13 protein-coding genes are annotated in these 11,485 nt (G+C 41.6%); 10 read left to right on the top strand and 3 right to left on the bottom strand.

Going from position 1 to position 11,485, the window contains the following annotated elements; translation table 11 throughout:
• The first annotated feature begins 2 nt into the window (after window positions 1-2).
• Window positions 3-872 (top strand): DUF6287 domain-containing protein, encoded by an 870-nt coding sequence (locus HMPREF0849_RS02050; protein ID WP_001034380.1) that lies wholly within the window; start codon window positions 3-5, stop codon window positions 870-872.
• A gap of 226 nt (window positions 873-1,098) precedes the next feature.
• On the top strand, window positions 1,099-1,416 hold the full coding sequence (locus HMPREF0849_RS02045) for a LiaF transmembrane domain-containing protein (protein WP_000734665.1): 318 nt from the start codon (window positions 1,099-1,101) through the stop codon (window positions 1,414-1,416).
• Between the two features lie 29 nt (window positions 1,417-1,445).
• Here HMPREF0849_RS02045 and HMPREF0849_RS02040 read toward each other — a convergent pair whose 3' ends face one another.
• Both HMPREF0849_RS02040 and HMPREF0849_RS02035 read right to left on the bottom strand, forming a co-directional pair.
• Entirely contained in the window at window positions 1,446-3,245 is a 1,800-nt protein-coding gene (locus HMPREF0849_RS02040; protein WP_000722523.1) for an N-acetylmuramoyl-L-alanine amidase, read from the bottom strand.
• A gap of 44 nt (window positions 3,246-3,289) precedes the next feature.
• Complete coding sequence (locus HMPREF0849_RS02035; RefSeq protein ID WP_001222578.1) at window positions 3,290-4,198, bottom strand: LysR family transcriptional regulator; 909 nt, start codon at window positions 4,196-4,198, stop codon at window positions 3,290-3,292.
• A gap of 102 nt (window positions 4,199-4,300) precedes the next feature.
• On the opposite strand from HMPREF0849_RS02035, the gene HMPREF0849_RS02030 reads away from it, so the two are divergent.
• From HMPREF0849_RS02030 to HMPREF0849_RS02020, 3 genes are all read left to right on the top strand, one after another.
• Entirely contained in the window at window positions 4,301-4,534 is a 234-nt protein-coding gene (locus HMPREF0849_RS02030; RefSeq protein WP_044135604.1) for a YqgQ family protein, read from the top strand.
• Window positions 4,531-4,911 (top strand): rhodanese-like domain-containing protein, encoded by a 381-nt coding sequence (locus tag HMPREF0849_RS02025; protein WP_000158173.1) that lies wholly within the window; start codon window positions 4,531-4,533, stop codon window positions 4,909-4,911. The genes HMPREF0849_RS02030 and HMPREF0849_RS02025 overlap by 4 nt, the downstream gene beginning before the upstream one ends.
• A gap of 71 nt (window positions 4,912-4,982) precedes the next feature.
• Window positions 4,983-5,210, top strand: coding sequence for a hypothetical protein (locus tag HMPREF0849_RS02020; protein ID WP_000890389.1), 228 nt, complete (start codon window positions 4,983-4,985; stop codon window positions 5,208-5,210).
• A gap of 39 nt (window positions 5,211-5,249) precedes the next feature.
• On the opposite strand, the gene HMPREF0849_RS02015 is transcribed toward HMPREF0849_RS02020, so the two are convergent.
• On the bottom strand, window positions 5,250-5,975 hold the full coding sequence (locus HMPREF0849_RS02015) for a 16S rRNA pseudouridine(516) synthase (RefSeq protein WP_001235079.1): 726 nt from the start codon (window positions 5,973-5,975) through the stop codon (window positions 5,250-5,252).
• A gap of 158 nt (window positions 5,976-6,133) precedes the next feature.
• Here HMPREF0849_RS02015 and typA point away from each other — a divergent pair, with 158 nt between their 5' ends.
• The 5 genes from typA to HMPREF0849_RS01990 all read left to right on the top strand — a co-directional run.
• Window positions 6,134-7,975 carry a translational GTPase TypA gene (gene typA / locus HMPREF0849_RS02010; RefSeq protein ID WP_000164115.1) on the top strand — a complete coding sequence of 614 codons (1,842 nt, stop codon included), beginning with the start codon at window positions 6,134-6,136 and terminating at the stop codon, window positions 7,973-7,975.
• 19 nt (window positions 7,976-7,994) lie between these two features.
• Complete coding sequence (locus HMPREF0849_RS02005; protein ID WP_000262660.1) at window positions 7,995-8,249, top strand: DUF3165 family protein; 255 nt, start codon at window positions 7,995-7,997, stop codon at window positions 8,247-8,249.
• A 117-nt stretch (window positions 8,250-8,366) separates the two neighbouring features.
• Window positions 8,367-9,719: a UDP-N-acetylmuramoyl-L-alanine--D-glutamate ligase gene (murD, locus tag HMPREF0849_RS02000; RefSeq protein WP_000863065.1), complete on the top strand. Its 1,353-nt coding sequence runs from the start codon at window positions 8,367-8,369 to the stop codon at window positions 9,717-9,719.
• 1 nt (window position 9,720) lies between these two features.
• The gene (locus HMPREF0849_RS01995; protein WP_000724796.1) at window positions 9,721-10,779 is read left to right on the top strand and encodes a UDP-N-acetylglucosamine--N-acetylmuramyl-(pentapeptide) pyrophosphoryl-undecaprenol N-acetylglucosamine transferase; all 1,059 of its coding nucleotides are present in this window, start codon (window positions 9,721-9,723) and stop codon (window positions 10,777-10,779) included.
• 9 nt (window positions 10,780-10,788) lie between these two features.
• A partial coding sequence (locus HMPREF0849_RS01990) for a cell division protein FtsQ/DivIB (protein ID WP_009013520.1) occupies window positions 10,789-11,485 on the top strand: 697 nt, incomplete at its 3' end.

Here is an 11,485-nt window from a genome sequence, read left to right as displayed (position 1 = left end):
TTATGAATAAGAAAGAACGGGAAAAACAATTTGAAGAGATCAATGGACCTAAGCGGTCTGAATCAAAGTCGGCTCCGAATAAAAATATAAAAATCTATATTGGCATAGCACTCTCTGTTTTAGTCACTCTCATCTTGGTAAGTATTTTCTCATATCTTCTGATTGGAAAGAAAGAGTCAAATCAAACATCGTCTGCTGTTTCAACTACAGAGTCAACAAGTAAATCGTCTACAAGCCAAGGAAAAACAGATGAGACTGATAAGGATAAACAAGAGGAAATTCAAAAACTCAAGGATCAACTGACTGCTTTAGATACCAAAATTACGGAAGCAGAAGCACTTGTTAGCAAGTTCAAGAAAGAAACTGCTGTTCCAAAACTAGATATTGAAGCAATCAAGAACAATGATTTGTCTAGTTTAGAAGGTACTTGGCGTAGTCAATCTGGTAATGAATACATTATTAATGATTCTGGAGAGGTACGTGCGACTTGGTTTACAAATGATCAAAAGTACGAATCTGTAGTTGGATTAAAGGTATCAAAAGGTCAAGATAGTCGTAACCCTGAGACAGCGTCTATTAGTGCATGGGTAAAAGATTCTGTTGCTGGAGGATTTGTAGTAGTAGCTGTGCCAAGTGGAGTTGTTATGCAACCTGGGGATGATGGAAAGATTACGGATAAAAGTAATCATGCTGAGGAAAGACTTTTTTCTGGACAACAATATGAAGCGATGTTAATGAAACCAGAAAATGTTTATTATCGTGTGAAACCAGATACCAGTAAACTTGAGGAAGCAGAAAAGAACTTAGCTCAACTACAAGCAGATCGTGAAGCAATCAAATCTTCTCTAGAGCCAAAGGAAAAGAAAAACTAGATGGTATTCGTTCAAAAATACTGTTGCAATCGGCAGAATCAAGAAGCCCATTAGGGCTTCTTTTTCTTTTGTTACAAATACTCAACCACTTAGACAGAGATATTGACCAGATAGGCAAAAGGGCTTGTTCTTGAAAAATTCCTCTGCTATAATGATTCATGTAAGGGACGTGAGGGGTCAGTATCAGACAACTCAAGAACCAAAAAAAGAAAATGGAGACAAAAAAATGAAAAAATTATTGGGACTTGTATTTTTAGTAGCAGCAGCGCTAGTATTGTATTTCGGATCTGTTGGATGGCCAAGTTTGGATGTCAACCTCTGGTCACTGATTCCAGTTGGCTTATTCCTCTATTTCACTCTAGAAAATCTTTTGAAAAAAGACTATAAGGCTAGTCTGATGTGCTTAATTATTGCTTTTATCATTGCAAATGCTATTTTTGATCTCTTGCCCATTTCAAGTGGTTTGGTGATTGGTGCCGGTGTGCTAGCTTGTGTAGGACTTGGCTACCTCTTTCCTGATAAGGATAAAAAAGAAGATAAATAAAAAAGTCTCGAGATTTCTCGAGACTTTTTTTACGGACCAGCGTAATATTTTTGAATCCCTTTTACGATGCCTGCGACCAGTTTATCTTGGTAGTGGCTATCTCTAATTTGTTGGTTTTCGGAGAAATTATCCATATAACCAAGTTCTAGGAGAACGGCTGGTTTGGCTGTTTCGCGTAGTACGGCATAGCTGCTCTCCAACAGACCAGCGTCTTTGGCCCCTGTTTCTGCTAGGAGAGAGGAGTGGATGGCAGTGGCGAGGCGTTTGCTTTCACTCATACGATCTGGGTGATTGTGCCAGTATTTATTAATCTTACTTGGATAATCAGGTTCATCGCTATAGGAGTAGGTTTGAATACCGCTCGCTTTTGAGTAGGTATTACCAGTAGCGTTGAAGTGAATACTGATAAAAATATCCGAGTTGGTTTTATTAACCATACGAGAACGTTCGGTAACAAAATCAACGTCAATATCACTATCACGAGAAGTGAGGACCTTGTAACCTAGTTCTTCCAACTTACTACGAAGCTTACGGTAAATCTGCATGTTGAGATCTTTTTCAGCTACATTGTAGTAAAAGGCACCTGAATCTCGACCACCATGCCCAGGATCTAGGAAAATGGTATTGCTGTATTGGCCTTTTACAAATCCACCTTCAGTTGAAACTTCAGAAATCCATTGGCCGTATTTTTGGAACAGGTGTTCCTTACCGTCTATCTTGTAAGTTCCTGAAACATAATGTCCATTATCATCTAGGTAGTAGCGTGCTTTGTCAGAGTTATCGTAAATCCATTCGCTCTTTGCCATGTAACCACCTGACTTGAGGTAGTATGCTCCAATCCACTCCTGATTTGCATAACGACCATCCGCTTTTAGATAGAACCAGCTCTTGTAGGCTTTATCGAAGATCCACTCATTCTCCGCCATGGCTCCACTGGTTTTAAGGTAGTAGCTTTCTTTCCATTTGTCTGCTAGCATCCCACCATTCTGGTCAAATGAGTACCAGGAACCTTGAATCTTTTGCCAGTTTTCTTGGACATATCTCCCTGACCCGTTCGCATAGAACCAAGTATCCTTGATTTTGACCCAGTTGTTTTCTGCCATAGCTCCGCTCTGGTTGAAGAGGTAGCCCTTGAAGGTTGTCGCACTCAGCATTCCACCGTCTTTGTCAAAGTAATACCAAGAACCGTTGATTTTCTCCCATTTATCCTGCGAGATCTTTCCAGAAGGAGCGACATAGTACCAAATTTGATCTAATTTTGTCCAGCCCTTTTCCGCCATAGCCCCGCTTTTTGTGAGCAGATAGCCGTCAACGGCAGTGTTGCTGAGCATGCTTCCAGTTTGGTCAAAATAATACCAAGAACCATTGATTTTTTTCCAGGTGTTCTGAGCAAGTCGTCCAGAGGAATCAGCATAATACCATTGATTGTCCAGTTTGGTCCAGCTATTTTCTGTCATGACACCATCTTGGTCAAAGGCATAACCTTTGTAGACAGTAGAATGAAGACGATTACCATCTTGATCGAAGTAGTACCATTTGCCTTGGATTTGTTTCCAGTTCAAAGCAGGTTTATCATCTTGGTAAAAGCGCCAGTGATGATTTTCTTGGTACCATCCTTCTTTTTTGGGCTTGTCTTCTTGCACATCTACTTTAGGAAGAACTTCTGATTTAGAGTTTTCCTCAACACTCGACTCTTTCTTTTCTTCTTTGGCAATTGCTTCCTTGACAGCAGATGTGGATTGAGTTGTGTTTTCTTCTCCTAAGACGGATGCGGGTGCTAATCCTGCGATTGAAAGGATTAAAGCACTGGTCAGTAGTATCTTTTTCACTTTTTATTTCCTAACTTTTTCTTTTTCCCTTTTTCATTTTTCTATTAATTATCGAATTGAACTTCTTCTAGTAAGTATTCGATAAAGCGTTCGCCCATCTTAGACAGGCTGGTTTTTTCATGTTGGATATAGACTAGTTCAATCGGGTCGTCAATGTCCAGTGGAATGGAAACGATATTGTCTCCGTTGAGGTTGCTGTTCAATATCCCTGTTGCAATGGTGTAACCATCCAAACCAATCAAAAGATTAAAGAGGGTGGCACGGTCACTGACTACGATGGATTTCTTGTGGTGCTCTTGTGAAAGAATCTCCTCTGAAAAGTAGAAGGAGTTGTGCGTCCCCTGGTCATAACTCAGATAAGGAAAGTCTTCCAAATCAGCCAGTTTGACCTTGTCTTTTTTAGCTAGAGGGTTGGTCTTGCTGACAAAGATATGGGGTTGAGCGGTAAAGAGGTGGTGGGCTAGCAGGTGATTGTCATCCAGCATTTTCGTTAAAACATCACGATTGTAGCTGTTTAAAAAGAGGACACCGACCTCGCTACGGAAGTTCTTGACGTCATCGATAATCTCCCAAGTCCGAGTTTCACGAAGGAAGAGCTCGTATTTCTCCATATCACTTTTCTTGAGCAGAGAGACAAAGGCATTGACTACAAAGGCATAGTGCTGAGAGGAAACGCTGAAAAGTTCGCGGTGGGCGATAGGATTTTTATAACGTTCCTCCAGAAGCTGAGTTTGCTCGACAACTTGACGAGCGTAGGAGAGAAACTCCATCCCATCACGCGTCAAGGTAATTCCCTTGGGATTGCGGATAAAGATTTCAATGCCCATTTCATTTTCCAAGTCTCGAACAGCATTAGAGAGACTGGGTTGGGTGATAAAGAGTTGCTTGGCTGCCTCATTCATAGAGCCAGTTTCGACGATTTTGATAATATAGTGTAGTTGTTGAATTCTCATGTTTTTATTGTACCATACTTGCGGAAGAATGGGCAATGAAGACGAAGAAAATAGGGGGAAAGAGCCGGTCTAGTATTGAAAAAAAGTCTAGAATCTGCTAAAATGGAAGCTATGAAAACATTCTATGATGTGCAGCAATTTCTCAAACAGTTTGGCATTATTGTTTACATGGGGAAGCGCTTGTATGATATTGAACTGATGAAGCTCGAACTCTCTCGGATCTATGATGCAGGTCTGATGGACAAGCTAGACTATCTAGAGGCGGAAGCTGTTCTTCGTAGAGAGCACAAGATAGAATTAGACTACATAGAGAAAAATGGAGATAAGAACTTATGACAATTTGGGTTTTGTGGGGAATCGTACTAGCGATGGCGGCATGGATGGGGTATAACTACCTTCGTATTCGTCGTGCGGCTAAGATTGTGGACAATGCAGAATTTGAAGCCTTGATTCGGAAAGGGCAATTGATTGATGTCCGTGATGCAGCAGAATTTCACAGAAAACATATCCTCGGAGCTCGCAATATTCCTTCAAATCAGTTGAAGTCAAGCCTTGCAGCCCTTCGCAAGGATAAACCTGTCCTTCTCTACGAAAACCAACGCGGACAACGAGTGACTAATGCAGCACTTTATTTGAAAAAACAAGGTTTCTCTGAGATTTATATCCTTTCTTATGGGCTGGATTCTTGGATTGGGAAGGTCAAGACTAGCTAAGATCAAGGAAAAAGTTGATAAAGTCGGTCTCCTATGCTAAATTAATAAACATTTTAAGGAATTTGTAGAAAATGCTAGAAAAGAAGAAAAACCCGCTTTTAGTGGGTATCCTATCTATCATTCTTAGTTTGTTATTTCCGTTGGGAGGCATTCTTTTAGGTATCGCCGGTATCTTGTATGCTAACGAACTTCAAAAAGAGTCTGGACTTGATTATAAAACAGAAAGAATTATAGCTATTGTAGGTATTGTTCTTTCTGATCTTAACTGGATTATTGGAATTATCTTACACATGAGTTAAAGAAGATAAAAAAAGCTTTAAATTTAAAGCTTTTTTCTTTTATCCACTTTTCTCTAAATAGTTTTTAATAATTTTCAATTCCTCTGGATTCAAGGGACGGTATTGCCCTTTTGCTAGTTCTGGGTCTAATGTAAAGTCACCGAATTGGACTCGTTTTAGGGCAGTCACCTTGACACCAACTGAGAGAAACATCTTCTTAACCTGATGAAACTTGCCCTCAGAGATGGTGATGGAGGCCCGGCTCTCTGTTGGGCTTGAGGACAGAATTTCGAGCTGAGCAGGTTTACAAGTAATCCCATCTAAAAAGACAATCCCATCTTTGAATTTTTGGATATGGTCTGACGTGAGCAGTCCGTTTACTACCACTTGATAGGATTTATCGACATGGTACTGGGGATGGAGGAGTTGAAAACCAAGAGGTCCATTGTCTGTCAAAAGTAGCAGTCCCGTCGTATCGCGGTCTAGTCTGCCGATAGCATAGAGCTGGTCAGACTGGATGTCAGGTGGAAGGAGGTCCATGACGGTTGGAAGTTTCTTATCCTTGCTAGCTGTAACGACTCCGTTTGGCTTATGAAGCATGAGGTAGTTGTGCTCGTAGCCTTGGATTTGCCGTCCTTGAAAGACTAATTTCTGCAACCCAGTGTCGACATTTTGAGCAAGTGAGCTGGCTGGACAATCATCTACTAGGATTTCTTTTTTTAATAGAGCTTGTTTCATAGCCTTGCGACTGACCTTTTCTTGGGCTAATAATCTATCTAAACGCATACCAGCTTATCTTATCATAAGTCTCTGACTTTGAAAAGAGTTGCCTTGACTAGAAAAGCAGAGTGAAAACATTTACACTTAGCTGAACTGTGATTTTTGAATGAGACTGTGGTATAATTGTTCAGTTAGAAATAAAAATTTAAATATTAGAGGAAATCATGACAAAATTAAGAGAAGATATCCGTAACATTGCGATTATCGCCCACGTTGACCACGGTAAGACAACTCTCGTTGACGAATTATTGAAGCAGTCTGAAACTCTTGATGCACGTACTGAATTGGCAGAGCGCGCTATGGACTCAAACGATATCGAAAAAGAGCGTGGAATTACCATCCTTGCGAAAAACACTGCCGTTGCCTACAACGGAACTCGTATCAACATCATGGACACACCAGGACACGCGGACTTCGGTGGAGAAGTTGAGCGTATCATGAAAATGGTTGACGGTGTTGTCTTGGTCGTGGATGCCTACGAAGGAACCATGCCACAAACTCGTTTCGTATTGAAAAAAGCCTTGGAACAAGATCTTGTACCAATCGTGGTTGTTAATAAAATCGACAAACCATCAGCTCGTCCAGCAGAAGTAGTAGACGAAGTATTGGAGCTCTTCATTGAGCTTGGTGCAGACGATGACCAGCTTGATTTCCCAGTGGTGTATGCTTCAGCTATCAACGGAACTTCTTCATTGTCAGACGATCCAGCTGATCAAGAAAAAACAATGGCGCCAATCTTTGATACCATTATCGACCATATCCCTGCTCCAGTGGACAACTCGGATGAACCGTTACAGTTCCAAGTGTCACTTTTGGACTACAATGACTTCGTAGGTCGTATCGGTATCGGTCGTGTCTTCCGTGGTAGTGTGAAAGTTGGAGACCAAGTTACCCTTTCTAAACTGGATGGTACAACGAAGAACTTCCGTGTTACAAAACTCTTCGGATTCTTTGGTTTGGAACGTCGTGAAATCCAAGAAGCCAAAGCAGGTGACTTGATTGCTGTTTCTGGTATGGAAGATATCTTTGTTGGTGAAACCATTACTCCGACAGATGCCATTGAACCTCTTCCAATCCTACACATCGATGAGCCAACTCTTCAAATGACTTTCTTGGTCAACAACTCACCATTTGCTGGTAAAGAAGGTAAATGGGTGACTTCTCGTAAGGTAGAAGAACGCTTGCAAGCAGAATTGCAAACAGACGTTTCCCTTCGTGTTGACCCAACTGATTCCCCAGATAAATGGACCGTTTCAGGACGTGGAGAATTGCACTTGTCAATCCTGATTGAAACCATGCGCCGTGAGGGTTATGAACTTCAAGTATCTCGTCCAGAGGTTATTGTAAAAGAAATCGATGGCGTTAAATGTGAGCCATTTGAACGTGTGCAAATCGATACTCCAGAAGAATACCAAGGATCTGTTATCCAAAGCCTTTCTGAACGTAAGGGCGAAATGTTGGATATGATTTCAACTGGTAATGGTCAAACTCGTTTGGTCTTCCTAGTTCCAGCGCGTGGTTTGATTGGATACTCAACTGAGTTCTTGTCAATGACTCGTGGTTACGGTATCATGAACCATACCTTTGACCAATACTTGCCACTCATTCCAGGAGAAATTGGTGGACGTCACCGTGGTGCTCTTGTTTCTATTGATGCTGGTAAGGCTACAACATACTCAATCATGTCTATCGAAGAACGTGGTACAATCTTTGTCAACCCAGGTACTGAGGTTTACGAAGGAATGATCATCGGTGAAAACTCTCGTGAAAACGACTTGACTGTTAATATCACTAAGGCCAAACAAATGACCAACGTTCGTTCAGCTACTAAGGACCAAACAGCGGTTATCAAGACACCTCGTATCTTGACCCTTGAAGAGTCTCTTGAGTTCTTGAATGACGATGAGTACATGGAAGTAACGCCTGAGTCTATCCGTTTGCGTAAGCAAATCCTCAACAAGGCAGAGCGCGAGAAAGCCAACAAAAAGAAAAAATCAGCTGAATAAGAGCTAGAAAGAGATAAAGATGGTCTATTTAATCATAGGGATACTCTTATTACTACTCTATGTATTTGCGACACCCCAAAGTATCAAAGGAACAGTCAACATCGTTATCTTGGTCTTTGTAGTTGTTGCACTCTTGATTTTGCTGATGTTGTCCATCTTGCAAATCTTCCAATTACCGACAGAATTCTTTGTCACAATCGCCATGCTGGCTCTAGCCTACTTTAGCTTGAGAGACATTACGCTCATGCCAGTAAAAAAGAGCAAAAGAAGATAAATAGAAAGAGAGCTATGGCTCTCTTTTTCTATGCTAGAATGAAGGCTAGAGCATTTTCGTTTAGTATTATTTCCATAAAAATGGTAAAATAGTAGGAGTAGAAATGGAGTTTGAGACATGAAAGTAATCGATCAATTTAAAAATAAGAAAGTACTTGTTTTAGGTTTGGCTAAGTCTGGTGAGTCTGCGGCCCGTTTGCTAGACAAGCTGGGTGCTATTGTGACAGTAAATGATGGCAAGCCTTTTGAGGAAAATCCTGCTGCTCAAAGCTTGCTGGAAGATGGGATCAAGGTTGTCACTGGTGGGCATCCTTTGGAGCTCTTGGATGAAGATTTCGCTCTGATGGTGAAAAATCCAGGTATCCCTTATAGCAATCCCATGATTGAGAAGGCTCTGGCAAAGGGGATTCAAGTCTTGACTGAGGTGGAATTGGCTTATTTGATTTCAGATGCGCCAATTATCGGTATTACTGGTTCAAATGGGAAAACAACCACAACGACGATGATTGGGGAAGTTTTAACTGCTGCTGGTCAACATGGTCTCTTATCAGGGAATATCGGCTATCCTGCTAGTCAAGTGGCTCAAACTGCGACAGCCAAGGACACGCTCGTTATGGAACTGTCTTCTTTCCAACTGATGGGTGTTCAAGAATTCCATCCTGAGATTGCGGTTATTACCAACCTCATGCCGACTCATATCGACTATCATGGTTCTTTTGAAGAGTATGTGGCAGCTAAGTGGAATATCCAGAACAAGATGACAGCAGCTGATTTCCTTGTCTTGAACTTTAATCAAGACTTGGCAAAAGAGTTGGCTAGCAAAACACAAGCCACTGTTGTTCCATTTTCAACACAGGAAAAGGTTGATGGAGCTTATTTGGAAGATGGTCAACTCTGCTTCCGTGGCGAAGTGGTCATGGCAGCTAGTGAAATCGGTGTTCCAGGTAGCCACAATGTAGAAAATGCCCTTGCGGCCATTGCAGTAGCCAAGCTACGTGGTGTGGATAACCAAACTATCAAGGAAACTCTTTCAGCCTTTGGTGGTGTCAAACACCGTCTCCAATTTGTGGATGAAATTCAGGGTGTCAAATTCTATAACGATAGTAAGTCAACCAATATCTTGGCTACTCAAAAAGCCTTGTCAGGATTTGACAACAGTAAGGTTATCTTAATTGCAGGTGGTTTGGACCGAGGCAATGAGTTTGACGAATTGGTGCCAGATATTACTGGGCTCAAGAAGATGGTTATCCTCGGTCAGTCTGCAGAACGTGTCAAACGGGCAGCAGAGAAGGCTGGTGTGACTTATGTAGATGCGACAGATATTGCTGATGCGACCCGCAAGGCTTATGAGCTTGCGACTCAAGGAGATGTGGTTCTCCTCAGTCCTGCCAATGCTAGCTGGGATATGTATGCTAACTTTGAAGTACGTGGCGACCTCTTTATCGACACAGTAGCGGAGTTAAAGGAATAATATGAAAAAAATTGTCTTTACAGGTGGGGGGACGGTTGGACACGTTACCCTCAACCTTTTGTTAATGCCTAAGTTCATCGAAGACGGCTGGGAAGTTCACTATATTGGTGATAAACACGGAATCGAACACCAAGAAATCCTCAAGTCAGGCTTGAATGTGACCTTCCATTCTATTGCGACTGGTAAGTTGCGTCGTTACTTCTCTTGGCAAAATATGCTGGATATCTTCAAAGTTGGTTGGGGAATTGTCCAATCCCTCTTTATCATGTTACGACTGCGTCCACAGGCTCTTTTTTCTAAGGGAGGATTTGTCTCTGTACCGCCGGTTATAGCAGCGCGAGTGTCAGGAGTGCCTGTCTTTATTCATGAATCTGACCTTTCTATGGGCTTGGCCAATAAAATCGCCTATAAATTTGCGACCAAGATGTATTCGACATTTGAGCAGGCTGCTGGTCTCGCAAAAGTCGAGCATGTGGGAGCAGTGACAAAGGTTTCAGATCAAAACACTCCTGAACCAGATGAATTGGTGGATATCCAAACCCACTTTGATCCTAAATTGCCAACGGTATTGTTTGTTGGTGGTTCTGCAGGAGCTCGTGTCTTTAACCAATTGGTGACAGATTATAAGCAAGAACTGACAGAGCGCTACAATATTATCAATTTCACTGGAGATTCTAGCCTCAATGAGTTGAGTCAAAATCTCTTTCGTGTTGATTATGTGACGGATCTCTATCAACCTTTGATGGAGATGGCAGATGTGGTGGTAACGCGTGGTGGTGCCAATACGATTTTCGAACTCTTGGCCATGGCGAAACTCCATCTCATCGTACCATTGGGTCGTGAAGCAAGTCGAGGAGACCAGATTGAAAATGCTGCCTATTTTGTTAAGAAAGGCTACGCAGAAGAACTTCAAGAAAGTGACTTGACCTTGGAAAGCTTGGAGGCGAAACTCAGTCACTTGCTTAGTCACAAGGATCAATACCAAGCTAGCATGAAAGCTTCGACTGAATTGAAATCTCTTGCAGATTTTTACGATCTACTAAGAAAAGACCTAGCATAAGGAATATCAATGTCAAAGGATAAGAAAAAAGAATCAAACCAGAAGCAAGAATTGTCTGAATGGCAGAAACGAAACCAGGAATACCTGAAGAAGAAGGCTGAGGAAGAAGCTGCCCTTGCTGAAGAGAAGGAAAAGGAAAAACAAGCTCGTAAGGAAGCCAACTCGAAACTATTGGAGGAATCCAAGAAATCATCGAGTGAGTCAGATGAGGAAGCCTCAAGTCCAAGCAAGGAACTATCCGAAAAAGAAGAAAAATCTCAAAAGGATGACCGGAAAGTCAAAGAGGGAAAAGAGAAGAAGAAAAAAGAAAAACCAGAGAAACCAGCCAAACCTAAAATTGCGCCTGTTCATATTTGGCGAGCTGTGAGTATCTTGGTACCCAGTGTCCTGGTCCTCCTTCTTTCAGTCTATCTATTGACTCCACTTTCGACCATCAAAAATATCGAGGTTAAGGGGAATAGTAACACCCAGGCGGATGACATCAAACAGGCTTCTGGGATTCAAGATAGTGACTATACTTTAGCTCTATTGTTGGATAAGGAAACATACGCTGAGCGAATCAAGTCCAATCATTGGATAGAATCAGCGAAGATTAACTATCAATTTCCGACTAACTTTACGATTGAGGTTAAGGAATTTGATATTGTTGGTTATTATGTGTCTGGTGAAGAGTATTATCCAATTCTTTCTAGTGGTACAGTAGAGT

The organism is Streptococcus sp. C300, from assembly GCF_000187645.1.
In the GTDB taxonomy this organism is placed as follows: Bacteria; Bacillota; Bacilli; order Lactobacillales; family Streptococcaceae; genus Streptococcus; species Streptococcus oralis_CQ.
The sequence above is the reverse complement of the archived record's forward strand: the minus strand, read 5'-3'. Positions and strand labels throughout refer to the sequence as shown.